The sequence below is a fragment of the Verrucomicrobiota bacterium genome, assembly GCA_016200005.1.
Taxonomy (GTDB): Bacteria; Verrucomicrobiota; Verrucomicrobiia; order Limisphaerales; family PALSA-1396; genus PALSA-1396.
The window spans coordinates 1-26,406 of the sequence record JACQFP010000062.1 but is presented as its reverse complement, the minus strand read 5'-3'; the positions used below and the strand labels follow the sequence as shown (position 1 = coordinate 26,406).

Annotated in this window: 17 protein-coding genes, 1 tRNA gene and 2 pseudogenes; 12 read left to right on the top strand and 8 right to left on the bottom strand. The window is 55.9% G+C overall.

What is annotated here, in order from left to right:
- The first annotated feature begins 29 nt into the window (after positions 1 to 29).
- From HY298_20725 to HY298_20690, 8 genes and pseudogenes are all read left to right on the top strand, one after another.
- Complete coding sequence (locus HY298_20725; GenBank protein MBI3852686.1) at positions 30 to 1,508, top strand: hypothetical protein; 1,479 nt, start codon at positions 30 to 32, stop codon at positions 1,506 to 1,508.
- 35 nt (positions 1,509 to 1,543) lie between these two features.
- Positions 1,544 to 1,840, top strand: a complete 297-nt coding sequence (locus HY298_20720; protein MBI3852685.1) for a hypothetical protein — start codon at positions 1,544 to 1,546, stop codon at positions 1,838 to 1,840.
- Between the two features lie 148 nt (positions 1,841 to 1,988).
- Positions 1,989 to 3,347 (top strand): phospholipase, encoded by a 1,359-nt coding sequence (locus HY298_20715; GenBank protein MBI3852684.1) that lies wholly within the window; start codon positions 1,989 to 1,991, stop codon positions 3,345 to 3,347.
- 21 nt (positions 3,348 to 3,368) lie between these two features.
- Positions 3,369 to 3,890, top strand: coding sequence for an ankyrin repeat domain-containing protein (locus HY298_20710; GenBank protein MBI3852683.1), 522 nt, complete (start codon positions 3,369 to 3,371; stop codon positions 3,888 to 3,890).
- 141 nt (positions 3,891 to 4,031) lie between these two features.
- A complete protein-coding gene (locus tag HY298_20705) occupies positions 4,032 to 4,628 on the top strand; it encodes a hypothetical protein (GenBank protein ID MBI3852682.1) in 597 nt (198 codons plus the stop codon).
- A 110-nt stretch (positions 4,629 to 4,738) separates the two neighbouring features.
- A complete protein-coding gene (locus HY298_20700) occupies positions 4,739 to 9,841 on the top strand; it encodes a DEAD/DEAH box helicase (GenBank protein ID MBI3852681.1) in 5,103 nt (1,700 codons plus the stop codon).
- Positions 9,838 to 12,681 (top strand): annotated as a pseudogene (locus HY298_20695) (DEAD/DEAH box helicase). Before HY298_20700 ends, HY298_20695 begins: the two are co-directional and overlap by 4 nt.
- A gap of 194 nt (positions 12,682 to 12,875) precedes the next feature.
- Positions 12,876 to 13,493, top strand: coding sequence for a Fic family protein (locus HY298_20690; protein ID MBI3852680.1), 618 nt, complete (start codon positions 12,876 to 12,878; stop codon positions 13,491 to 13,493).
- A gap of 159 nt (positions 13,494 to 13,652) precedes the next feature.
- Here the strand turns inward: HY298_20690 and HY298_20685 are convergent, their stop codons facing one another.
- Together HY298_20685 and HY298_20680 are read right to left on the bottom strand one after the other, a co-directional pair.
- The gene (locus tag HY298_20685; protein ID MBI3852679.1) at positions 13,653 to 14,303 is read right to left on the bottom strand and encodes a hypothetical protein; all 651 of its coding nucleotides are present in this window, start codon (positions 14,301 to 14,303) and stop codon (positions 13,653 to 13,655) included.
- 177 nt (positions 14,304 to 14,480) lie between these two features.
- Positions 14,481 to 14,555: transfer RNA gene (locus HY298_20680), tRNA-Thr, on the bottom strand.
- A 136-nt stretch (positions 14,556 to 14,691) separates the two neighbouring features.
- Between HY298_20680 and clpB the strand changes: the two genes are divergently transcribed.
- The 4 genes and pseudogenes from clpB to rsfS all read left to right on the top strand — a co-directional run bounded on the left by clpB (position 14,692) and on the right by rsfS (position 20,867).
- The gene (gene clpB, locus HY298_20675; GenBank protein ID MBI3852678.1) at positions 14,692 to 17,304 is read left to right on the top strand and encodes an ATP-dependent chaperone ClpB; all 2,613 of its coding nucleotides are present in this window, start codon (positions 14,692 to 14,694) and stop codon (positions 17,302 to 17,304) included.
- Between the two features lie 102 nt (positions 17,305 to 17,406).
- Positions 17,407 to 19,101: pseudogene (locus tag HY298_20670) on the top strand (carbon starvation protein A).
- A gap of 801 nt (positions 19,102 to 19,902) precedes the next feature.
- Complete coding sequence (gene nadD / locus HY298_20665; GenBank protein MBI3852677.1) at positions 19,903 to 20,475, top strand: nicotinate (nicotinamide) nucleotide adenylyltransferase; 573 nt, start codon at positions 19,903 to 19,905, stop codon at positions 20,473 to 20,475.
- Between the two features lie 26 nt (positions 20,476 to 20,501).
- Positions 20,502 to 20,867: a ribosome silencing factor gene (gene rsfS / locus HY298_20660; protein ID MBI3852676.1), complete on the top strand. Its 366-nt coding sequence runs from the start codon at positions 20,502 to 20,504 to the stop codon at positions 20,865 to 20,867.
- Between the two features lie 50 nt (positions 20,868 to 20,917).
- Here rsfS and HY298_20655 read toward each other — a convergent pair whose 3' ends face one another.
- The 6 genes from HY298_20655 to HY298_20630 all read right to left on the bottom strand — a co-directional run bounded on the left by HY298_20655 (position 20,918) and on the right by HY298_20630 (position 26,186).
- The gene (locus tag HY298_20655; protein ID MBI3852675.1) at positions 20,918 to 21,208 is read right to left on the bottom strand and encodes an RNA-binding protein; all 291 of its coding nucleotides are present in this window, start codon (positions 21,206 to 21,208) and stop codon (positions 20,918 to 20,920) included.
- 77 nt (positions 21,209 to 21,285) lie between these two features.
- On the bottom strand, positions 21,286 to 21,819 hold the full coding sequence (locus HY298_20650) for a DUF4149 domain-containing protein (protein MBI3852674.1): 534 nt from the start codon (positions 21,817 to 21,819) through the stop codon (positions 21,286 to 21,288).
- 150 nt (positions 21,820 to 21,969) lie between these two features.
- The gene (locus HY298_20645) at positions 21,970 to 22,683 is read right to left on the bottom strand and encodes a response regulator (protein ID MBI3852673.1); all 714 of its coding nucleotides are present in this window, start codon (positions 22,681 to 22,683) and stop codon (positions 21,970 to 21,972) included.
- Positions 22,680 to 23,141 carry a response regulator gene (locus tag HY298_20640; GenBank protein ID MBI3852672.1) on the bottom strand — a complete coding sequence of 154 codons (462 nt, stop codon included), beginning with the start codon at positions 23,139 to 23,141 and terminating at the stop codon, positions 22,680 to 22,682. The genes HY298_20645 and HY298_20640 overlap by 4 nt, the downstream gene beginning before the upstream one ends.
- Positions 23,142 to 23,347: 206 nt before the next feature.
- Complete coding sequence (locus tag HY298_20635) at positions 23,348 to 23,776, bottom strand: response regulator (GenBank protein ID MBI3852671.1); 429 nt, start codon at positions 23,774 to 23,776, stop codon at positions 23,348 to 23,350.
- Complete coding sequence (locus tag HY298_20630; protein MBI3852670.1) at positions 23,769 to 26,186, bottom strand: PAS domain S-box protein; 2,418 nt, start codon at positions 26,184 to 26,186, stop codon at positions 23,769 to 23,771. The genes HY298_20635 and HY298_20630 overlap by 8 nt, the downstream gene beginning before the upstream one ends.
- Positions 26,187 to 26,406: the final 220 nt, after the last annotated feature.

Sequence of the window (26,406 nt, the reverse complement as noted above, 5' to 3'; positions counted from 1 at the left end):
CCAATCAAACCTAACGAAGCGACTCCATTATGAATACAAATACCATCAAAAAACTCATCAGAGCAGTCTTTCTGGCTGCGATGATATTTCCAACCAGACCCGTTCTTGCGACCTCCTACGGGATCGGTCTTTCACCCAACTACTCGCCGCCAGACCGACCGATGGTTCTCCGGGAACTCCTTTTGTTGGTTCTTGAAGGCACGTCGCCGGGCGATGAAATCCAGGTGTACGATGCGCTCAATCTTCAGGCCATCACCCGGTTTAAGATTCCTGATCCGGGATTCTTCCAAGCCAACGCTCGCGCACGAGCGCAACGGCTCGCTTCGGAAATCGTCGCCCTCAAGAAGTTCCTGATGACCGAGCGCACGCGTCCGTCTGAAACGGCCGGCCTAATTGATGTTCCGCAATTCCTTGACCTGGCAGCCACGCAAATCAGAAGGCCCAACGAACCACTCAGAATCATCCTCATCGGGTCGCCCTTCTATAGCAACGCCGGGGAAGAAGGCTATAACATGCAGGAAGCCTTCCCCTCTGACGGAACGCTGGTTGTCGATCAACATGAATCCGTATTTGGCTGCGCGCTCAAGAAAGGAACGATGAATGGGGTCACGGTTCACTACGCTTATCTACGGCAATGCTTTGTGAACGATTTTCACCAGGAAAGGATTTGTCGGTTCTGGTGTTTGCTATGCCAACAGCGGTCGGGCGTGCTTGCAACCTTCGCGCCGGATGTCGCGCTGGCGTTGCGCCGCGCCAGGGAGAATATCCAGGAACCATGCATGACCGCGGAGCTGGACCTGAACGACACCAAGATCGAAATGCGGCAAGTCGCACGCCGCGCCATCCCTGTCTGGTTTGGTCCAACAAACATGATCCAAAAAGTTCTTGAGCAAGCTAACGTGCCCGTCGCTGCGGTTGAGCCCAAAGAAAAACGGAACACACGGCTAACGCCGACTGCGAACGCGCCAGCGGTCACCAACACACCGCCGGCGGCGGTCGCAGAACACCGATTCGCAACCAACATCCCGGCGCCGGTCACTTCTTTTTCGGCGCACTCGTTTCCAATCAAACCAAAGGTCGACAGTCTTGGAATCGGGATTATGTGGAGCGATCCGGTGGACTGTGACCTTTATGTTAAAGCAAGCCCTTCAGCTCAAGAGTTGTTTTATAACCGCACGAAAACAAAAGAGGGACGCTATTTCCATGATTACCGCAACAGCAATGCCGGTGTGGACTACGAATATGTGGAACTTAAGGGCCAGGTCGATCTGAACGACGTGAGATGCTACGTTAATTATTTTGCCGGCAAAACCTCGCCGGTGCGTGGCCTAGTCGTTGTGTTTTACGAAGGCAAATCCTTCTATGGTGAATTTGAAATTGAGGCACCAAAAGGAAACAACGGATGGGAGAGTTCACATCGGGACGAAAGCAAGTACTGGGCGCGCATCGACCCCGTGAGGATTGTCACTAACGGCAACCAAGTTTCGCCTTTAAACACACATCGCTGATTTCAATCGCAATCGAATCCCGCAAAGAAAGCGCGATGAACAACCAGGACCTGTTCCACTATCGGCGATTGCCGGCGCGTCTGACTGTTGAGCAGGTCGCGCTGCTGCTGGGGGTCCTGGCCTATGAAATTGCCATCCTTGTGCGTTTGGGTCTTCTGCATCCACTTGGGAGGCCGGCGCCTAATGGACGGAAATTTTTCAGCGCCGCTGAAATCCAAGCGTTGTCACAAAATCGTGACTGGCTCGATAAAGCGAGCCGCATTCTAACCAAGCATCTGCAGGACAAAAACCGAAAACAGAACAGTAGAAAAATGGAGCACAACTATGCATGATAAAGGTTTCGGTCGTTTCGCCTTCTTCCTCCGCGGTTCATCAATATCAAATTCATTACCTTGGATCGAGTTCCGAGTGAATTCCTCGAAGATAAACCTTGTCTTGAAAATTTGAGCACCCTATACCGGACAAGAAGTTGAGGGGTTTATGCCAGACTTGAATCTCATCAATACCATCGTCGTTGTGATGATGGAAAATCGCTCTTTCGACCATCTCCTTGGTTATCTGAGCTTGCCGCCCTTCAGTTGGCCGAACGTGGACGGCATTCGCGATGACGGGACTTGGAGAACCAAGGCTTCCAGTGTTTACCAGGGCTCGCTCTATCCTCCTTTTCTGCTGACCGACCCCTACGATTTGATGGTTGGTGATCCGCCACACGAACGGGACAACATCGCGCTTCAAATGGGGACTCCGACAAACGGAGTGTTTCCGATGAATGGATTCGTAACCAATTATGCCGGCGCCACAGGAGCGCCACTGATCAACCCCGGTGACACTCCTCCCGTCACGGGCTATTTCACTCCCGACCAGGTTCCTGTCACCGACTTCTTCGCACAGAATTTTGCCATTTGTGACCATTGGTTCTCCTCGCTTCCCGCCGGCACTCAACCCAACCGCCTGATGGCCATGAGCGGCTTTTCCAACATCGCGGTTAATCAGTTTCCTCTTCCTGATCAGCCGTTGGTTTATGATTGGCTGACCAAGAATAAAATCCGCTGGCGGGTTTATCACGAAGGAATGCCATTCTTCGCAATGATGCTCCGTTGGATTCCGGACCTTTTGCAGGAAATCCACTTTCGCCCGCTCAAGCGCCTTTGGGATGATGTTCAAAACGAGCTACCGGATGAATTCCCTCAAGTGATTTTTGTGGAACCCGTGTACACAGATGCTCCGCATTTCGGTCCGAGCACCGATGACCACGCCCCTTCTGCGGTCAAAGGAGGGCAACAGTTCTTATTGGAGGTGTATCGGGACATGAGCCTGATCCCGGATATCTGGAAAAGTACGGTCATGATTGTTACCTACGATGAACACGGCGGATTTTTCGATCATGTGTCTCCCCCTGCGCTCAAAACCGATCCGCCACCCGGCGCCAACTATACGGAAGGATTCGAAACCTTGGGAGTTCGTGTGCCAGGCCTCGTGCTTTCGCCCTTCGTAAAGCCAAAGACAGTTTTTAACGGAATTCTGGATCACACTTCTGTCTTGAAGTTCATTGCCCAGAAATTTGGAAAAGGCGTCCCGTACTCGAATCTCGTGAACCAACGACAGGTTGTCAGCGTCGTGGATGTGATCAACCTGGATGCGGCGCGGTCGGATACGCCAGTGGTCCCACCACTTATTGATTATCTGAAAAAGCAACCGTTGGCCGCGGGCTATACACCGGGCACCCCACCGCCATCCAAAATCGGCGAGGGCTTCAAACAGGCTTTGGACACGATTCGAAATCACCCGGCAAACACCACCGGCAAATTTGCAGAACTCGAACAGGCTTTCCCACCATAATCAGTCAACGCGCTCCACCCTATGAAGAAACGCCTTCAATGGTTCGCATTCCTCGTCGTCCTGACCTGTTCAAATCCGGGCTGCAGCCTGTTTATCCCCTCGCACCACGACATCCTGGATTACAAACCCATTCATGCCGCGGCCGAGAGCGGGGATTTGGCTACGGTCAAAGGTCTTCTTGAAAAGAATCCAAAACTGATTGGAGCCAAAGACTGGGGAAACTTGACACCGCTTCATTTGGCTGTGGTGCATAATCACAAGGACGTGGCCGAATTCCTCCTGGAGCACGGCGCCAACGTGAATGCCAGGACCAGCACCGGGATTACCCCCCTTCACGAGGCGGCGCAAAATGGCAACCTGGAAATCGTGAAGCTTTTATTGACCTATAAAGCCAACATCCGCGCCTTGGATAATCAGGGTTGGACGCCCTTCGACCGGGCCATCAAGTGGCGGCATCCGGACGTGGCAGAATACTTGTGGCAGCATGGCGGCCAATCGCAACCGCAGCAATTGTATGCTCCCAAATGGTTGGCCCCACAATGAACTGTCGCGGTGCAACTTTTGCGGTACACTCTCAAGAACCTTCCCGAAAGACTTTGTCGAAGAAAAAGGAATCCACCGACGCTCCGGCCCGTCATGCACCACTGACCGCATCGCATCTTGTCTGTCTTGCTTATTCGGGCTATGAGGCTCTCAGTGCAGCCGAAATCAAAACTCGAAAACCTCGACGACCTTCTAACGCAGGCCGAGCACTATGCCAATTACTGTATGCGCGGAACAGGTCGGGTCACTCCAGCGCTGTTTCTCACAGGACCGGACGGACCGGTCATGTTCGTCCCGGAGAGTCTCGCCGATGAACACGCCAAAGATGACTTCGCCCAAATGGCGCAGCTTATGTGCATCGCCCACAGTGCCACGGCGTGCGTCATGCTCCTGGAAGCCTGGGCGAAATTCGCGAAACCCGGTGAGCAGTTCGACATGACCGAAGTGCCGTCCGAAGCGAGTAACCGTCGCGAAGTTATCGTCCTCATGGGTGAGTCGCGCAGCGGGCACTCGAAAAAGTATCCGTCCATCATCCGTAGTGGGAATGGAAAGCTCTTTGGCTTCGGCGAAACCGAAGACACCGGCACGGACGAAGTAAAAGGCCGGTTCGCGCAGTTGCTCCCGCCAAAAGTGCCGGACGACGCGATGCGTGAAGTGGCCAGGGCCATGTTGAAAGTCAAAGGCGTCGCGTCCGCGATGCGCGGCTCATCCTCGCGTCTTCCCCGGTCGCGCGGCTAACCAGCTAACCCCTCCGAAACTTTTCCTGTGAAGTTCGCACACCGTACGCTACAAATTCGCGCAGCCTTCCAGCCTTCCTTTAGGTGAAGCATGGAGGCTCGTTTGGCACCATGGACAGCTTCAACATCCACAAGAAGGTGATTGCCGATTATCGCGGCTATATTGAAAGCTTCATCAACATCCGCGACGAGAGCATCCTGAACGAGGTGGAAAAGGCGCTCGCCCAAGGCCGGCTTTGGCCGGAGCCGCTGATTCAATTCAATCCGAGCTACAAGAGTACGGGCGATCTCGCCGACCTCGTGGCCAGCGAGAAACTTCATCCGTTGCTGAAGGACATTTTTCGCGGATACCGGCTATTCCAACATCAGGTGGAGGCATTGCGACTGGGGGCCGCCGACTCGGATTTCATCGTTACTTCGGGTACCGGTTCCGGCAAATCACTGACCTATCTGGGAACAATCTTCCAACACCTGTTGAAGCGACCGCAACCTGGCAAAGTCACTGCGGTCATTGTTTACCCGATGAACGCACTCATCAATTCGCAGTCGGACGAAATTGAGCGCTACGAAACGGAATTCGAGAAGCAGAGCGGTCAACCTTTTCCGATTCGATTCGGGAAATACACCGGGCAGGAGAAAGAGGAGCAGCGCAAGGAACTTCAGGATTCACCGCCCGACATTTTGCTGACAAACTACATGATGCTGGAGTTGATCCTGACGCGTATTCGTGAGCGTAGTCTGCGGGAGGCCATCTACAACGGACTTCGTTATCTGGTGTTTGATGAACTCCACATGTATCGGGGGCGTCAGGGCGCTGATGTGGCCATGCTCATCCGCCGGATTCGAGCGCAATGTGCCAACGACGTCACTTGCATCGGCACGTCTGCGACCATGGTGAGCGGTGCTTCGCCCAAAGAGCAGAAAAAGGCGGTGGCTGAAACGGCCAGCAAACTTTTCGGCAAACCATTCATCGCCCAACAAGTCGTCAGTGAAACACTGGATCGCTCATTCAACTGGCACGATATATTGCCGGGTTCGGAAGCGTTGAAGCAGGCAGTGGCGTCGCCGGTCAATACCAAAGCTGCTTTGGAACAGTTGAAAGAACACCCCACGGCCATCTGGTTGGAGAACGCCGTTGCGCTCGAAGAAAAAGAGGGATTACAGGTTCGCCGGAAGCCGTCCCAATTCAGCGACATTGTTCGCCGTCTGGCAGAGGCAACGGCTCTTGACGCCTTAAAATGTCGCGAACATCTTCAGGCAGTCTTGCAGTGGATCACTTGGACGAACGTAACCCACAAGCACGAGCGTTATACCTATCTTCCGTTCAAACTCCATCAATTCATTTCCCAAACGGGTTCCGTTTACACCACGCTCGACCAGGACGCCGGGCGTTATATTACTTTGGAGCCGGGTGTTTATCGGGCTGACTCCGAACAGAAGAAGGCCATTTTCCCAAACGTGTTCAGCCGCGTCCTCGGCCATGCCTTCGTTTGCGTCACCAAGAATTTGAATACGCATCTGCTGGAGCCGCGAGAGTTCCGGGAATATAGCGACGAGGAGGAAGACCTGACCGATGGATACCTGATCGTTGGCGATGACATTTGGGACCCGATTGTTGACCGGGAAAATTTACCCGATGCCTGGCTGAAACGGCGGCCCAATGGCAGCGTGGAAGTTGCGAAGAACTATGCGCCCTGGCTGCCAACTAAAATCTACTATGACGAATTTGGGCGGTTTTCAGACCAGGAGCCGCTCCGGTATTGGGCTTGGTTCATGCCTGCCCCACTGCTGTTTGATCCAACTGCTGGCGTGTTCTTCGACACCAAGACGAATGAGAGCACCAAACTTACCGCGCTGGGTTACGAAGGCCGTAGCACTTCCACCACCATCACGGCTTTTTCCATCTTGCGGCGACTCGAAGAGAACGGCATCGAGGCCAGAGACCAAAAACTCCTCAGTTTTACCGACAACCGCCAGGACGCGGCTTTGCAAGCAGGCCATTTCAACGACTTCCTCCACGTTGTCCAATTGAGAAGTGCGATTTACCGTGCTTTGAAAACTGCCGGAGAACAACCGCTCGATTACCGCACGCTCGGCGCGGCGATTCGCAATGCGCTGGGGTTGGGCTTTCTTGAGTTCGCCAACACGAACGCCATACCGGACTTTCCCAGCACCCGTCGCCAGTATGAAGAGGCTCTGGAAAAATATTTAATCTACCGGGCGGTTTATGATCTGCGACGTGGTTGGCGCGTGGTCCTGCCAAATCTGGAGCAGTGCGCGCTTCTGTCCATAGGCTATCGAGACCTGGATGAAGTGGCCGCCGCGAATGAGGCCTGGAGCAAAATCCCCCTGTTCAACCGGGTGACGCCGGAGGAGCGCGCCGAACTGATCGCGAACGTGCTTGATTTCTTCCGACAGGAATACGCTCTCTACAGTGAAAATCATCTCACGGCCGACCGGATCAGACAGGCCGAAGTGGAAATCCGGGAGAAGTTGAAAGCCCCGTGGAAATACGACGATGATGAGCACATCCTTGCTCCGTTTCATCTTCGTTACGAAACCTTGCCGGCATTTGTCAGTCTCCCGGCCAAGAGTCTTGGGCCCGCCAGCAGCCTTGGGAAATATCTTCGCACATTGGCGAAAGAAAAAGACCCCGGCTTGGATCTGCGCGGAGAGATTTATCAGGATTTTATCAAGCTGTTGCTGGCCAAGCTTGAAAGCGCCGATTTTCTTCACTCCCAATCAGCGAAAAACCTGAACAATCAACAGACCTTGGTTTATCAACTTCGACTCGACGCCATCCGATGGCGAGTGGGGGATGGCAAGTATGTAAAGCCTGAAGTCGTTCGCCTGCGCGCCTACAAAGACGTGAAGGTGAAACCCAACCGGTTCTTTCAGGAATTGTACCAACGGGACTTTTCTAAGAGTAAACGCTTGGAAGGTCAGGATCATACCGGTCAGCTCAAGGCGGAAATGCGCATCGAGCGTGAGGAGCGATTTCGCAAAGGGGAAATTAGCGCCTTGTATTGCTCACCCACAATGGAGCTGGGCATCGACATCGCCAATCTCAACGTCGTTCACATGCGCAATGCGCCGCCGAACCCGGCCAATTACGTCCAGCGCAGCGGTCGCGCCGGCCGGACCGGGCAGGCCGCGCTCGTGTTCACCTACTGTTCCTCCTATTCAAACCATGATCGTCACTACTTTGCCCGGCAGGTGGAGATGGTGGCGGGTGTGGTGGCCGCGCCGAGGCTTGACCTCGCCAACGAGGAACTGTTGCACAACCATCTGCACGCGCTCTTTCTTTCCGAAGTCGGATTAAGCGAACTGGACTCCAGTATTCTCAGCCTGATCACCGAAGAAGAAAAAGGTCTGCCGCTCAGTGCCATAGTGCGTGAAAAATTCAAACTCACGCCCAATGCAGCTCTGAACATCAAGTCTGCCTTCAAACGTGCCATTAAAGATTTTGAATCATTCCTCACCGCCACAAAAGCACCTTGGTATTCTGAAGAATGGATTGATCGGCAATTGAATCATTTGGCGGACAATCTCGACGCGTCTCTAAACCGTTGGCGTATTCTCTATTCTTCGGCGCGATCACTCCTCAGCACAGCGACCCAAACCTTGAACAGTGGTCGCTACACTTTGGGCAGCCCCGAATACCGCACCGCCAAGCGGAATCAGGATCATGCCACGCGCCAACTTGATCTCCTGCGAAACAGCCAGAAGGGATTTGCGGGCCAATTGTCCGAGTTTTATCCCTACCGCTATCTGGCATCAGAGGGTTTTCTGCCGGGATACAACTTTGCGCGTCTGCCGCTGCGCTGTTTCATTCAGACCGAAGACACTGGTGGCGAATACTTGTCCCGTCCCCGCGCCATCGCTTTGCGCGAGTTCGGGCCGGGCAACATCATTTACTACAACGGCAAAAAATACGAAGTGTTCCAAATGCTGGCGCAGGACCTTGAGAACAGTCTCGACCTCGCCAAAATCAGCCTCAAGGCTGGTTACTTTCTACGCGGAGAACAAACGAAACTGGAAATCTGCCCCTTTTCGGGAGCCGACCTTTCCGATGATGCCAACCGCGAAGTTCTGGCCAACCTGTTGGAAATGGGCGAAACACGTGCCCGCCGCAAAGAGCGCATTTCCTGCGAGGAAGAAGAACGCCGCTCCCGGGGCTTTGACATCCGCACCTTTTTTTCGGTGGACGACATTCAGTCATCCCGCATCGGCAAGGCCGTGGTCCGCACCGACGATGAGCCGCTGTTGAACCTCCGCTTTCTGCCTGCCGCACGGTTGGTGGATCTGAATCGCAAGTGGCGCACCCGTCCCGCCGAGGGATTTCCGCTGGGCCTTACCACCGGCGAATGGAAAAAGGAAAAAGACCTCGAAAGTGATAAGCAGCGCGAACCCATCAAGCGGGTCATGCTTCACACAAGTGAAACCGCCGACGCGCTTTACATTGAACCGATCAAAGCGCTGGCACTGTCAAAAGAAGGCGTCATCACTCTTCAATACGCTCTGAAGCGGGCCATCGAAAACATCTTTCAATTGGAACCGAACGAACTTGGCGTGACGACGCTCGGTATGCCTGACGCCCCGAACATCCTCCTCTACGAAGCGTCCGAAGGTACGCTGGGTGTGCTCACACAGTTTGTGGAATCCCAGGAGGTGTTCCGCAAAGTCGTCGAGGAGGCCATTCGCGTTTGCCGGTACGATGACACCGAATACAAAGGCCCGGCCTCCTATGACGATCTGTTGAGCTATTACAACCAACGGGAACACAAGATCATTGACCGCCACCTGATCAAACCGGCGCTGGAACGGCTGCTGGTCTGTTCGCTCGAACTGCTCACCAGCCAGCAATTCCAGAGTTACGAGGAACACTACCAATGGCTGCTCAAGTTTATTGACCCCAATTCCTCAACCGAACGGAAGTTTCTCGATTATCTTCACCAACTCGGATTGCGTCTGCCCGACTCAACCCAAAAGCGTGTTGATGGAATTTACGTCCAGCCGGACTTCTTTTATCAACCGGATCTTTGGGTTTTTTGCGACGGCACCCCGCACGACAACCCGGGCGTGAAAGCCGATGACGAATCCAAACGTCAGGCCATCCGCAACCGCGGCGATCAGGTTTTTGCGTATTACTACAAGGAGAATCTTGCTGAGCGCATTGCCTCACGGTCTGACATCTTCAAAAAAGTGAAATGAACACCTTCAGCCCCGGCATGTTGGTCAATTTGCGCAATCGCGACTGGGTTGTCCTTCCGTCCGAATCGGGCGACTTGCTGGTCGTGAAGCCGCTCGGTGGCGCTGACGAAGAAAGCACTGCCATCTACCTCCCGCTCGGATTCGAGGAGGACAAACCGAGGCCCGCCGAATTTCCTCTACCAACTCCGGATGACATCGGCGACATCAGCACCGCCCGGATGTTGCACGACGCGGCCCGCCTTTCTTTCCGGAGTGGAGCGGGTCCGTTCCGCAGCCTCGCCAAACTTTCCTTTCGTCCACGTTCCTACCAGATGGTGCCGCTCATCATGGCACTGCGCCAGGAAATCGTCCGCTTGCTCGTCGCCGACGACGTGGGTGTGGGCAAAACCATCGAAGCGTTGCTCATCATTCAGGAAATGCTGCTGCGCCGACTCATCCAACGTTTCGCAGTCGTTTGCCTGCCGCACTTGTGCGAGCAATGGCAGGAGGAAATCAAAAACAAACTCGAACTCGATGCCGTCATCATTCGTTCCAACACCCAGGCCCGGCTCGACCGCGAAATTCAGGGCGATACCAGCGTTTTCGATTATTACCCGTTCCAAGTCATCTCGGTTGATTACATCAAGTCTGAGACGCGACGAGATATTTTCATCCAGCAGTGCCCTGAAATGGTCATCGTGGATGAAGCCCATTCCTGTGCGAAACCCGCAGGTGCAGCGCCGAGCCAGCAATTGCGTCATCACCTTCTGCATCGCATTGCGCAGCGGCCCAATCAACACCTGGTGATGCTCACCGCGACACCTCACAGTGGCAAACCCGAGGAGTTTCAGTCTCTCCTCGGCTTGCTTAGGCCGGAATTCGAGACGCTCGACCTGCCCAACTCATCCCAACTGCAGCGCAAGGAACTCGCCCGGCATTTCATCCAACGCAAGCGCGCCGATGTTGAGAAGTGGCTCGGCGAGGAAACACCATTCCCAAAACGCGATCCCAAGGAGTTCGGCTAGGACCTTTCGCCCGGCTACGCACTGTTCTTCGAAAAGATCCTCGCCTTTGCCCGCAAATTGGTTGCCCGTGACGGCGCTTCGGAAGGCCGTAAACGTGTCCAATACTGGACCGCCCTCGGCTTGCTTCGCGGTGTCATGTCCAGTCCGGCTGCCGGCGTGGAGATGCTCGAATCCCGCCTGGCCGACAAACAAACATCGCCTTCCGAAACTGCTGAGCCCGACGAAAACCCCGTCCATGACAGCGAACCCGGCTTTGAATCGGACTTCACTCCCACGCAGGTCGTGGAAAAGGCCGAATGGTCCGACACCCAAAGACGCCATCTCCGTGAGTTGGCTCAAGACCTTCAGGCGCTGGCCAACCCGAAAGATGATCTCAAGCTCACGGCTGCGCGGCAGATCGCTGAGGACTTGCTGAAGGAAAAACTCAACCCGGTCATTTTCTGCCGTTACATCGCCACCGCCAAATACGTTGGCGAGCAGCTTGCGCCCCTGCTCAAGACCAAGTTTCCCAAACTCGACGTTCAGGTCATCACCAGCGAGGACCCGGATGATGTTCGCCGGCAACGCATCGAAGACATGGAGAAGTTTCCCCTTCGCGTGCTCGTCGCCACCGACTGCCTCAGCGAAGGTATCAATCTCCAGAAATGGTTCACCGCCGTTCTTCATTATGATCTGCCGTGGAATCCCAACCGCCTTGAACAACGTGAAGGCCGCGTGGACCGCTTTGGTCAAACCGCGCCGCTTGTCAAGACCGGGCTGATTTACGGCAAGGACAACCCAATTGATGGCATCGTGCTCGATGTCATCCTGCGCAAGATTCGGGAAATCCGCCGTTCCATTGGCATCACCATTCCGTTCCCCGAAGACAGCAAGAGCGTCATCGACACCATTGCCCAGGCACTGCTCTTGAACCCAAATCGCAAAGTCAGAATCACCGGGCCGATCGCCCATCCTGAATTCGACTTCGAGGAATTCGACGAAGCGAAACAAGCCAGGCTAAAAATCAGCAATAAGCTCGCTGAAGCCGAGAAACGTGAAGTCGCCTCGCGCAGCATCTTCGCTCAACACGCCATCAAAGCCCACGAGATTGAGGCTGACCTCAAGGAAGTGGACGAGTCCATCGGCGATCCCAAGGCCGTGCGCGATTTCGTACTCGCCGCGTTGGAAGTTGTCGGCGCACAAATCGTCACTGACAAGAAGGGGTACAAGTTGCACACCGCCAACCTGCCGCCGTCGCTCAAATCCCTCCTGCCCGAGAACTCCATTTTACCAATCACCTTCGAGTCGCCGACGCCGGAGGGTTATCTCTACTTTGGTCGCAACCATCCATTCGTCGAACAACTTTGTCAGATCATCCTGGCCAATTCAGTTTCGCGGCGCTCTCCGCGTGCGGCTCGCTCAGCAGTCATCCGCACCAGCCAGGTTTCCACCAAGACCACTGTGCTGTTATTCCGTTGTCGCAATGTCATCGAGGAACGCAAGGGGACGAACAAGATCATCGCTGAGGAGATGCTGGTGTGGGGCTACCGCGGCAGCCCATCGCAAAAGGACTTCCTCACACGTGACGAAGCCAAAAGCTTGGTTGACACTGCCCGCGCTTCCACCAACCTGACCAAAGAAGCGCGCACCGGATTCCTCCAAAACGAATTAGCCCAACTGCCGACGCTCAAGGACGAGTTCGACAAAGTTGCCGAGGACCGCTCGAAACACTTGGTCGAAGCTCACGAGCGCTTCAGCCAGTTCATGGATCAGAAGCAGTTCCAAGTCGTCTATCCCGTCCTGCCGATGGATGTGCTGGGCATTTACGTCCTTTTGCCGGACAACATCAATTCATGACAACTTACCGCCTCTCCATTTGCCGCTTTGCTCCCGGTCTCGCTTCGGCTATATTGGCTGCACATGAAATGGACCGACAACATCCAGCGCTGGCGCGGACTCAAACCCGAGTCCCGGCAGGAGATTTACTGGAGGAGAATTCCCCGCCAGGTCGCTCTGTCCATGGCCTTCGAAAGGGAGGCGGTTGACCTGTCATGGCTGGAGAAACTACACCACCAGGCGGCGCTACCCGTTTCATTGAAACCACTCGGGGTCTCCTGAGCTATTCCCAACTCGCACCGCTCCTTGCCGAGCGCGTGCTGGCCGTGGAACGTGCCCTTGCCTCCGGCGATTTCTCGAAGCACCCGCTCGCGGGCGAACTCATCCTTCAGTTTCATTTTAAAATCTGCGGCGACCTCGTTCCCAACTGGGCGGGACGCTGGCGTGATGCCGAGGTGCGCGTGGGCGAACATCATCCGCCACCGCCTTACAAAGTCGCCCCATTGATGCGCGACTACGGTGAAGACCTCCTTGTCCGCTTGCAAAACACTTCCGGTCACATGGATGAACTGCTGTTGGAAACGCTCGCCTTCGCCGAGGGCCGCCTGCTTTCCATTCATCCGTTCAACGATTTCAACGGCCGGGTCACCCGGCTTTTCCTCCGCGAACTGCTGCGCCGCTTGGAATTGCCGCCCGTGGACCTTGTTCCCACCGATGCTGGCGGGGCGAAAACCTACTTTGCTGCCCTGCACGCCGGTGACCAGAATGACTGGCAGCCGCTCATGAAAATCTGGGAGCACCGCTTCGAGCAATTCACCGACTCGACGCCATGAAACCCTCCTCCACTCGTTGGGTCGCCGGTGCCATGAGCAGTATGCGTCCACAATGAAGAGCGACCTTCGCTACACGCCATCAGACGTGTTTGAAACCTTTCCATTTCCTTCCTATCTTGGGTCATCAGTTGAATCCGAGTTGGAGCAAATCGGCGAGCGTTAGCTGATTACGTTGTCATCCCAATTCACATCTTCCGCGCAAAGATTCGCAATGTCGGACTGGGAGCCGCCCACGTGCCAAAGCACGTTGTAATAGGCCCGCCACTCTGCATTGCGTTCGCCGGCGAGGATTCTCCGATGCTCCTGCAAAGTGACGCCTCGCTTCTCTCTAATATCGATCTTCGGCCACTGCGTCTTCGGAATGATCGCCTTCACAATCCAATCCATGCCGAAGGCAAAGTTGTGAAGGCGTCGTAGAAAGACGTTCGTGCTGATCGTGCCAATGGAGAGAATCCGCAAAAAATGTTCCGACTGTGTTTCGATAAGTTTTGTATCACGGATAAAATCGAAGGGCTTTTCTCTCATGGCCCGCTCCCAGCGGGCTCGCGTAGCGCCTTTCTTTGTTTTCGCCATTTCAGTCATGACGTGCTGCCAGGTTCTCGTTGCAGCGTGGGGGTCGCTCACCATCAAGTATGCTCGCGCAATTTGAAGATTGATCGCCGGTTGTTGATGCGCCTCGTTGCGGGCGTTGAAAATCCGTCGCGCGGCCTCTTTGAGCTTCGTTCGAAGGCTTTCCTGCTTCCTGGTGACCCGGTCCTCGATGAAGAATATTCCGTTGTTTCGTTGGAACAAACGGTAACGCAGTTTCATAATTATCCTCATGGTTTCTGAGGATACCGACGGTCGGGGAAGCTGCGTTAGGAGATACTGGCCGGATGCTCGCAGGATTCTGCGAGGATTGTGACCTGATAGTAAAACTACTGGAGCTTTTACTGGAGGTTGGCCCCGTCTCTCTTTCTAATTCCTTGATGCACATGCATCTGGAGCTGGAGCCAATGGTCGGGGTCGAACCGACGACCTACGGTTTACGAAACCGTTGCTCTACCACTGAGCTACATTGGCCGCCTGCTTCTCAGACGAGGATTATGCTGTGCGGAAACGTGGCGACAAGAAATTTCGAAGGCCCGTCCAACATCCAAGCACAGGCCAATTAAATTGTTACTTGCGTTTGAAGCTTTTGCTACGATCCCGGTGGCATATGAAAATGGACAAGTTCACAACGAAGGCGCAGGAAGCCTTGCAAGCGGCCCAAGATCTGGCCCATGAACGTTCCCATCAGGAGCTCGACGACGAGCATCTCCTCCTGGCGCTCGTTCAACAAAGCGACAGTTTGATTCCGTCGCTGCTGCAAAAACTGGGCGTCGCCATTCCTAAAATCACCGCCGATCTGGAACGTGAACTGGGTCGCCGTGTCAAAGTTCAAGGGACGAGTTCCGCCGATCTCTTTCTTAGCGCAGCGTTGAAAAGGGTCCTCGATTCCGCCGCGGCCGAAGCCGCCAAGCTTAAGGACGATTACATCAGCACTGAGCATTTGCTGCTCGGTTTGCTGAATGAAGGCGGACCGGCCTTGGCAAAATTGTTCAAGGCGAACGGTCTTACGCGCGATGCAGTGCTTAAAGCTCTCGCCGACCTGCGGGGCAATCAACGCGTCACCGACCAGAATCCCGAAGACAAATTTCAAGCCCTCGAAAAATACGGGCGCGACCTCACCGCTGCCGCGCGCGCGGGCAAGATTGATCCGGTGATCGGACGGGATGATGAAATTCGTCGCGTGATGCAAGTGCTCACGCGCCGCACGAAAAACAATCCCGTGCTCATTGGCGATCCCGGCGTCGGCAAGACGGCCATCGCCGAGGGATTGGCGCGGCGCATCGTCAGCGGCGACGTGCCGGAATCTTTGAAGGACAAAAAGCTTGTCGCGATGGATTTGGGCGCGATGATTGCCGGCGCGAAGTACCGCGGAGAATTTGAAGACCGGCTCAAGGCGTTTCTCAAGGAAATAACTTCCAGCGAAGGTCGCATCATTTTGTTCATCGACGAATTGCACACGCTGGTCGGCGCGGGCAAGGCGGAGGGCGCCGCCGACGCCGCAAACATGCTCAAGCCGCAACTGGCTCGTGGAGAACTCCGCTGCATTGGGGCCACCACGCTGGACGAATATCGCAAGCACATCGAGAAGGACCCAGCATTGGAGCGGCGGTTTCAACCGGTCTATGTCGCCGAGCCGAGCGTCGAAGCCACCATCGCCATTCTGCGCGGGTTGAAGGAGCGCTACGAAGTCCATCACGGCATCCGCATTCAGGATGCCGCGCTCGTGGCCGCCGCCACGCTGTCGCATCGCTACATCGCGGACCGCTTCTTGCCGGACAAGGCGGTGGACTTGATGGACGAAGCCGCGTCGCGATTGAGGATGGAGCTTGATTCATTGCCGACGGAGATCGACCAGTTGGAGCGACAAATCATGCAGTTGGAAATCGAGCAGACGGCGCTGAAGAAGGAAAAGGACGAAGCCTCGCGTGACCGGCTCAAAAAACTGGAAAAGGAACTGGCGAATCTCAAGGAGCAATCCACCAAGCTCAAAGCGCAGTGGCAAAATGAAAAGGCCGCCATCAATGCCGTCAGCATCATCAACGGGCAATTGGAGCAGGCGCGCCTCGATTTGGAGAAAGCTGAGCGCATCGGTGACTTGAATCGCGCCGCGCAAATCAAACACGGCACGATCCCGGAATTGCAAAAGAAGATCGCCGCCGCCGAGAAGGCGTTGCACGAAAAACCGGCAGGTCAGCGGTTGTTGAACGAGGAGGTGACGGAAGAGGACATTGCGCAGGTGGTCGCGTCGTGGACCGGCATTCCGGTCACGCGGATGCTGGAAGGAGAGCGGCAAAAGCTCGTGCGCATGGAGGAGCGATTGCAACAGCGCGTTGTTGGTCAGAAGGAAGCCATCACCGCCGTGGCCAACGCTGTTCGTCGCGCGCGTAGTGGGCTGCAAGATCCGAATCGCCCCATTGGCTCATTCATTTTCATGGGGCCAACCGGCGTCGGCAAAACCGAACTGGCCCGTGCCTTGGCCGAGTTCATGTTCGACGACGAAAACGCGATGACGCGCATCGACATGAGCGAATACATGGAGAAACACTCCGTGGCTCGGCTCATCGGCGCACCGCCGGGATATGTCGGCTTCGAGGAAGGCGGGCAACTCAGCGAAGCCGTTCGCCGCCGGCCATACAGTGTGGTGCTGTTTGACGAGATTGAAAAGGCGCATCACGACGTCTTCAACGTGCTGCTCCAGGTGCTCGACGATGGTCGGCTCACCGACGGCCAGGGGCGCACGGTCGATTTCAAGAACACGGTCATCATCATGACCAGCAACATCGGCTCGCCGATCATTCAGGAATATTTTCTTCACGGCAAAACTTCCGCCACCGACCTGCGCGAGATGGAAGCGCGCGTGCAGGTCGAGATGAAGAAACATTTTCGGCCGGAGTTCTTGAATCGAGTGGATGACATCATCATCTTCCACAGTCTCAACGAAGAACAGTTGGCGGTGATCGTGGACATTCAATTGCAGCGGCTGGAGAAGCGCCTTTCGCAGCAGCAACTCACCCTCGATGTGGCCAAGTCCGCCAAACAACTGCTGGCCAAGGAGGGCTATGATCCGCAGTTTGGCGCGCGACCCTTGAAACGCACGATTCAGGAAAAACTGCTCGACCCACTGGCGATGAAATTACTCGATGGCGAATTCAAGCCAGGCGACCGCATCAAGGTCAGCGCCGACGGCAGCGAAGGATTGGTGTTTCAGAAAAAGGCCTGATTGGCTCTGCCCATCCATCTTGGAGATTGAATCCCGACCACTCAAACCCGTAAGCTGTGCGCAATTCATGACCGGGAACAAAGCAAAGACGAGAATCAGCAGATGAGAAAAGCGCTTGCGTTTCTTCTCTGGCTGACGATTTCCCTGCTGGGCGCGTGGGCTTACGCGACGCTGGCGCTGCGGCGCGGCGAGCAATTGAATTCGGTTTACATCCTGATCGCGGCGCTGGCCACCTACGCCATCGGCTATCGTTTTTACTCCAAGTGGATTGCGACACGGGTGCTGATGCTCAACGACCGTCGCGCCACACCTTGCGAAGTGCACGACGACGGCAAGGATTTTTGCAAAACGAACAAATGGATTGTCTTCGGCCATCACTTCGCGGCGATTTCCGGACCGGGGCCGCTGGTTGGCCCCGTGCTGGCCGCGCAATTTGGTTATCTGCCGGGAACGCTCTGGATTTTGATTGGCGTATTGCTGGGCGGCGCCGTGCAGGATTTCGTCATCCTGTTTGCCTCGATGCGGCGCAATGGCAAATCGCTCGGCCAGATGGTCAAGGAAGAGTTGAACACGCCGGCGGGTTACATCGCGCTGGTCGCCATCCTCGCCATCATGGTGATTCTGCTGGCCGTGCTGGCGTTGGTCGTCGTGCGCGCGTTGGCAGAAAGTCCGTGGGGCGTGTTCACTGTCGGCGCCACGATTCCGATTGCAATGTTCATGGGCGGCTACCTGCGCTTCGTGCGCGTCGGCAAAGTGCTGGAGGCTTCGGCCATCGGGGTCGTGCTCTTGCTGCTCGCGGTCTGGGGCGGAAAATTTGTTCATGCGGATAAGTTGGGTTGGGCGCAAACCTTCACGCTCAAGGACATCAATCTCGCGTGGTCGATCATCATTTACGGTCTGGCAGCAAGCGTGCTGCCGGTGTGGCTGTTGCTCGCGCCGCGGGATTATCTGAGCACGTTCATGAAATTGGGGACCATTTTTGCGCTGGCGCTCGGCATTTTTCTCGTCCTGCCCGAACTGCAAATGCCGGCGCTAACCCAGTTCGTGGACGGCTCCGGACCGGTGGTTGCGGGAAAACTGTTCCCCTTTTGCTTCATCACCATCGCGTGCGGCGCGATCTCCGGTTTTCACACGCTCATTTCCAGCGGTACGACGCCCAAGCTCATCACGCGTGAAGGTTACGCGCGCCCGATCGGTTACGGGGCGATGTGTCTGGAATCGCTGGTGGCCATCATGGCGTTGATTGCAGCGTGCACACTGGAGCCGGGCGTGTATCTCAGCATGAATGTGAAAGGCGAACCTGCCACCACCGTGGCGAGCATCACCGCGCTTGGTTTCCCCGTGACGACCGAACAGATGGACAAGCTGGCTGATCAAATCGGTGAAAAAACTTTGTTCGGCCGGACCGGTGGCGCGGCGACGCTCGCCGTGGGCATGGCGCATATTTTTTCAAATGCTACGAAAGGCCGCTGGCTCGACCTCTGGTATCACTTCGCGATCATGTTCGAGGCGCTGTTCATCCTCACCACGCTCGATGCCGGCACGCGCGTGGGGCGTTATCTGCTCCAGGATTTTCTGGGTCACGTTTGGAAACCGCTCGGTGAGACGCGCAATCTGAAGGCCAACGTTCTCGCCAGTGTGTTGATGGTCGCGGGGTGGGGTTATTTCTTGATTCAAGGGGTGCGCGATCCGTACGGCGGCATCAACTCGCTCTGGCCGTTGTTCGGCATTGCCAACCAGTTGCTGGCGGCCATCGCGCTGTGTCTGGCGGTGACAATTATCTTAAAGATGCAGTTGGCTCACGGAGATTACGCCAATGCACTAAAGAAGGGCGCCCGTCAACTTTACGTGACTTCGATGAACTTAATTGTGCTCCTCGCAGCCTACTTCTACTACGGGGCATTGGGCTTCCTTTGGGGAATGATCTGGTTGTTATTAGTTCGATGGGTTTTATGGCGGATGAGGTATGCGCTCATTGCCTTAGTACCGCTCGTGTGGTTGCTCTCGGTGACGTTTACGGCCGGCGTTCAAAAAATCTGGCACTCTGATCCGCGCATTGGATTTCTTGCGCAAGCCGCCGTTTTCGACAAAAAGATTGCCGACTCTCATGCAGCAGTGGTCGTGGCGCATCCTGGTTCCCAATACGAGCAGGCAAGCAAGGCAATGAAGACGAACATCCGACTTTATGCGAACCAGATCATCGATGCGGTTGTTGCAGGTGTGTTTCTCCTGTTGGTGTCGGCCATTGTGCTCCTGAGTGTCTGGGAGTGGATGTTGCTGCTGGCGCGACGCCGGACGGCCGTGTTGCGCGAGAGCGAGCCGGTCTGGTTGCCGGATTACGCGGTGGCGGAAGGCGGGCGTGGATTCAGCGGCGTGGCGGGCACGGCGGCGCTGGCGTTGGCGCTGGCGAAGGAACTGTCCGGCGAGGCGCAACTGGCGCGGGCGCAGAAACAAGTTTGCGAGTGCGACACGCACGCAGAAAAGTCAGTGCAAAAGATTTACGTTGAAACGACGGAGCAACGCTTCCAGGGCGTGCGGCGGTGTTGTTAACTTTGCGGCAAAGAATTTCCCGCGATCTCTGGAACGCGGCTACGTTAAATGAAACTCGGTTTATTCGGCGGTTCATTTGATCCGGTTCATCTCGGCCATCTGCTGGTGGCGCAGGCGGCACGGGAGGAACTGGAGTTGACGCGACTGTACTTCATTCCGGCGGCGCAATCGCCGTTCAAGCCGGCGATCGAACCAACGCCGGCACCACTTCGATTGCGTCTTCTGCGACTTGCATTGGCTGGACAAATGTTTTGTGAAATCGACGACCAGGAAATCACCCGCGGCGGCGTCTCCTACAGCATCGACACGGTGCGCGACTACACCCGGCGATTTCCGCAGGCGAAACTTTTTTATCTGATTGGCGCCGATCACATCGCGCAATTGCCGAAGTGGCGTGAAGCCGGTGAACTGGCAAAGCTCGTCGAGTTTGTCGTGATTCCCCGTCCGGGGGAGAAATCGGCGCCGCTGCCGGCGCCGTTTCGCGGACGGACGCTAATTGGTTTCCCGCTAGGTGTTTCTTCTTCACAAATCCGGGCGAGGGTGAAAGGCCGTTTGCCGATTGATTGGCTGGTGCCGCCCACAGTGGCGGAGGCCATTCACAATAATCGACTTTATCTTTGAGCAAGACTGGGGCAATTTCACACGCAATGGATTCACGAAAACTGGCGTTGTTGTGTCGGGAACTGGCCGACAACAAGAAGGCGGAGAACATTGTCATCCTAGACGTGCGTAAGATTTCATCGATCACGGATTTTTTTGTCATCGCCTCCGGCACCAGCGAACCGCATCTGCGTGCCATTGTGAATGAAGTGACCGACAAGCTGCGGGAAGAGCATCATTTGCGACCGCGCGCGGTGGATGGCACGCTGCACGCCGCGTGGCAGGTGCTGGATTATTTTGATGTCATCGTCCACATCATGCGGACGGACGTGCGGGAACATTACGATCTGGAAAGTTTGTGGGGCGACGCTCCGCGAGTGAAGCCGAGGAAGAAAGTTCAAACCAAAACCTGAACTGCAGCCGCAGAAGCGGGCCGCCGCGGCGCGAACGCGCCCAGGGAAAATCAGCCGGTTTTGGGGGGAGTCTCCGCCGCCGCCTTGACCATTTCATCCAGCAACTTTTTGAACTCATCAAGACCAGGCGCGGGAACGATGATCGTGTCGCGCCGGCCGCCGACGTCTTCCGTGATGCGCAGGAAACGACCACGCAGATTCTCCTTGAGCGACAAGATAAAGGTTTTGCGTTCGATCTGGATTTTCGCCGCCTTCAAGGTTTCCTCGTTCATCGGGGGTTTGGGAGACAACTCCCCGTGAGAATGATAACCGCGAGGCGATGACCGGTCGTTTGAAAACATGTTTATCCTTTCCCGTTAATGCCCGGCAACCGCCACCGAAAACTCTATCCCAAAATGTTGACAATCTTTCCGGTTTGTCAACTACGGAACTTTTCCGTGCTGACAAAGCGCGGGGCATCAGGACGATTAAGGCTCCGCCAAAGATAGACCAACAAGCCGCCCATCATGACCACGTCTGCCACCCGGGCCAGGCCGTGCCAGCCGCGAAACGAGCGGGCGGCCTGGTCGCGCAATTCCGGTGTGGCGGCCTGATATTTTGTGGCATGAAGTCGTTTCAATTTCGGTTGCAGCCAGTAGCCTCCGATCAGACTCAAGGAAAAAAGCCCCAGCAAGAGGGTGAGGGTGAATTTTTCCAGCGCTTTTCCTGTGTACAACCCCTCCGCGATCAGATGCGCCAGCGCGATGATGGCGCACCAGTATTGCAGAACGAAATAGCGCTCGATGACGATTTGTGCCACGGCACCCGAATAGACCGGAAACGCGCGCGGCCCAAGCAACGATTTCATCTCCGGCGAGAAAAATGCCGGACCCGCTCCCAAGGTGAGAAAGAGAGCGGCGCCCAGCCAGACCCCGGCGTTCACCACTCCGACAAATCGAAGGAAGACAATCACGCCGGCACGGTAGAAAAAAAGCCCGTGGCTGCCAAGCTTGATTCCAATCGCCCCGGGCAAGCTTCGGTGTGAGACGGGCGTGGCGCGGCGAAACAGATTTCCTTCAGTCCAACCGGGGTGCCACCGAAAAAAGCGAAATGCCGCGACGGCTCACGCTTTCTTCTGCTTGCTGGCTTTGGCAGATTCCAACGGCCCATCGACGTCGTTGGCGGAGCCGGGCGGTGGGGCGTTGGTGCCGGTTTCCACAAAATCAGGGTAGAGCCGCTTGACACATTCAGGACATAAACCGTGCGAAAAGACTGCGTCGGAATGCCGGCTGATGTAGCTTTCCAATTGTTGCCAGAAACCTTCGTCATCGCGAATTTTTTTGCAACCGGCGCAGATGGGGATTAAACCGCTGATGGTCTTGATTTGCGCCAGCGCCTCCTTGAGTTCGGCAATCAAGCGCTCCTGCTCTTCGGCCGCCTGTTTGCGGGCGATGGCGTAACGGATGGAACGTTCCAGCAGAGGCGCGTTGATTTCGCCTTTGACCATATAATCCGCGGCGCCGGATTCCATGGCTTCGATGTACAATTGGTGGTCGCCCTGTCCGGCGACGAGGATCAGCGGCGCGCGGCAACCATTTGACCCTGCCAGCTTCATGAGTTCGATCCCGTTGTGCGCGCCCAAACGGTAATCGATCAGATAAACATCGTGCCGGTGTTCGGCCATTTTTTTCAATCCATCTTCAAACGTGGCGGCCCATTCCAAATCGAACGAACCGTAAATGGCGCGGGAGAGCAAACCGCGCGTGAGCAGATAATCATCCTCGTCATCCTCGACCAAGAGGACTTTGAAGATGCGTGGATCGATGGTTGAACTCATAATCCGCTCCGTTCGGGCAAAAGCTCCACGAGTTTGAACCAATAGTCGGCCAGGTTCCTGACCATGCCCAGCATCCCTTCAAACGTCGCCGGTTTGGAAATAAACGAGTTGGCGCCCAAATCATAGGTGCGAAAAATGTCCTCCTGCGCCCGCGAAGTGGTCAGGACGACCACGGGGATCTGCCGCAACCGCGGGTCCGCCTTGATTTCGTGCAGCGCCTCATGGCCCTGCTTGCGCGGCATGTTCAAATCCAACAGGATCAGATCGGGGCGCGGCGAAGTTGCCGGGCTGAGATATTTGCCCCGCCGTTTCAGATAATCCATCAAGTCTTCGCCATCTTCGACGAAGCGCAATTCACCCCGCAACCGGCTTCTCTGAAAAGCATGCAGGGTCAGCAGACGGTCATCCGGATCGTCATCCGCCATCAGAATAGCGATAGATTTCTGGCGCCTGAGCATGGTAGGTTTGTGCCTGGGGGGCTGAAAGACTGTTCACGCGGTTTCGAAATGTATAAAGCAAAACAATTCTTCATTAATCGAGTTCCTGTTCAACGGACAGCCAATACATTCATAACCAATTCTTGCACGAAATTCCAGTTTAATCCTCTTTTTTTTGCGACCTCTTCTGAAATGGCCGTCGGGCGCGCCGCTGGGCGATTCTGCCCTCAGGTGGCCACAAGTGGTCGAAGCTCATTCATCAAACTTTCAAGCGACTGCATCGTAATCGGTTTGGTAAGGTAGGAGTCCGCGCCCAGATTATTGCTGCGGTAAATGTCCTCAAAGTCTTTCGAGACGGTCAACACCACGATGGGTATGTCGCGGAAGCGCGGATCCAGTTTGATCTCGCACAAGGCTTCCCAACCATTTTTCCGCGGCATGTTCAGATCGAGCAGGACCAAATCGGGCCGCGGGGAACTGGCCGGGTCGCTAAACTTGCCGCGCCGATACAGGTAGTCCATCAGTTCCTCGCCATCTTCAACCGTGAGAAACCGGTGAACGACGCGGCTCTTCTGCAAAACAATGCGGGTCAAAATCCGGTCGTCTTCGTCATCATCCGCCATGAGGATGGTCAGTGGTTGAGCGCGTTTATTCATTGGATGTCTTGACCCTAGCTTGTTTGACCGGCAGTGTCACAACAAAAGTTGCGCCTTGTCCCGGCACGCTTTTGGCGGTGATTTCGCCACCGTGGCGCTCGGTGATTTTGCGGCAGATGGCCAACCCCATGCCAGTGCCTTCGTAGGTGCCCCGCCCGTGCAGCCGCTGGAACACCGTAAAGATACGATCCAGATATTTCTCGTCAAAGCCAATTCCGTTGTCCTCCACCAGAATCTGGCAGCGATCAATGACCGGGCGGGGATCGGCGAACGGCGGCTGGGTCCCCGGTACGAGTTCAGAGCGGACTCTGACCGTCGGCGATTCGCCGTCGCGATGGAACTTCAGCGCGTTGCCAATGAGATTTTGCAACAACTGCCGCATCTGCATCGGGTCCGCGTCGATGGTCGGCAGCTTTTCCAACTCGACGCGACCGCCGGTTTCCTGCAGGCGCATTTCCAAATCCGACACCACTTCGCGCGCCACGGTTTCGAGATCCACTGGCACGAACGATTGCGCCAGCGTCGTGACGCGGGAGAACGTGAGGAGGTCATTGATCAATAACTGCATGCGCTTCGCCGCATTTTGCATACGCGCGAGGTAGTCGCGGTCCGTTTCGGTCAGGGTCGCGGCGGTTTGCTCCTTCAGCAGGTCGCCATAGGAAATGATTTTGCGCAACGGCTCCTGCAAATCGTGCGAGGCCACGGAGGCGAAATCCTGCAACTCACGATTGCTCCGTTCCAGTTTGGCGGCCGCCGTTTCCAATGCCGCTTCCGCCCGTCGCCGCACGATGACCTCCCGTTGCAGGGAGACGGTGCGCTCCGCCACGCGCGTTTCCAACTCGTCATGCGCGCGTTGCAACGCCTCTTCGGCCTGTTTGCGGTCAGAGATGTCGCGCAAAAACGCTGTGAACTTGGGCGGCGGCTCCGAGCCGATGCGCGAGATGGTCAGTTCCACGGGGAATTCACTCCCATCGGCGCGGAGTGCGGTCAATTCGATCCGCTTGCCCAAAACGGGTCCCACGTTGGTTGTCAGATACCGCGCCAACCCCCGCCGGTGCAGCTCGCGCATGGGTTCGGGGATGATCAACCCGGCCATTTCTTTGCCCAAGACATCGGAGCGCGGGTGGCCGAAGGTTCGCTCTGCTGCGGGATTCCATTCCACAATTTTTCCTGCCTGATCGATGGTGATGATGCAATCAAGCGCCGCTTGCAAGATCGCGCCTTTGCGCTCCTCGCTTTGGCGGAGGGATTTGGCGGCCTCCTTGCGCTCGGCGATTTCCTGCTGCAACAGCGCGTTGGCGCGGGCCAGTTCGGCGGTTCGCGCCTGCACCCGGAGTTCCAATTCGACATGCGCCTTTTGCAACTCCGCCTCGGCTTGCTTGCGCTCGGTAATGTCGCGGGTGAGGACCATGAGGCGCGCGTCGCCCTCACCTTCAATCATTTTAACCACCACTTCCACCGGGATGCGGGCGCCGTTTTTGTGGAGGGCGATGGTTTCGTACCGATTGGGCACACCCTGGCCGCTCAACCGCTGACTCAACCGTTCGCGCAGCAAGGCCCTTTCCTCCGGCGCGACCAAATCGAAATAAGAGGGCAGCGCGGCCAGTTCCGCCTGGGTAAAACCGTAGATATTGCAAAGCGCATCGTTGACATGGAGCAGGCGCTGGGTCTGGACCTCGATCAACCCCACCCCTTCCCCGAGATTGCTCTGCGCCTTCAGCAGGGCTTCATACAAATCCTTTTGACGTTGCAACGCGGTCTCCGCCTGTTTGCGCCTCGCCAGGTCGCGATCGATGTAGAAAGCCGCCAAGGCAAGCAGCAGAACGGCCACCGAGACCACCACGGCGACATTTTGCTTGAGGTGTTGGGCACCGGTTTCGGAAATCCGGGAGCGACGAAGCAGCAATTGATCTTCAGCTTTTTTCATCTCCTCAACCAACTGGCGGATCTTTTCCATTTGCTGGTTGCCGGCTGCCGTTTCAGCCAGACGTCGCGCGGCGTCGAGACCCTGTGTCCGACGAACCTCTATGGATTGTCTGGCCTGGGTAAGTTTTGCCATGATCGCGCCTCCAAGGACCTCAAAGCGACGACGTTGATCTGGGTCGTGATCATTGTTGGTCAGGGCACGCAACCGCTGAATCTGCGGCACCACGGCGGCCATGGCGCGCCGATACGGATCAAGGAATGACTCCGAGTCCGTCAGCAAATAGCCGCGCGTGGCGGATTCCACCTCCTTGATACTGGACATCAACTCCTCAAGCTGTCCCTTTACTTCGTGTGCATGGGACACCTGCCGGCTTTCCGCAACGAACTGGATGGTCGCCCGGTACGTCACACCACCGGTAAAAACCAACACCGCCAGCGCCAACCCAAAGGCCGCAATTATTTTGATCCGGATGAGTTCTTTCACTTGGTTGCTCCTGATTTGTCTGTCCGAGGAGTGCTATTTATCCGCTCTTCCCGAATTCAGCGCAAGTGATAATTCACTCTGTGTCGTGTAGCAAACAAAGTTGGAAAAGAGTGTGCGATCAAAGTTGGAATGGATTCAGAACACTGGGCAATGGAGCAGAACGATGGGTTTGGCTTCTGGGTCTGGAGCGTGGCGGAGGTAGTAAATGTCTCCATCGGGG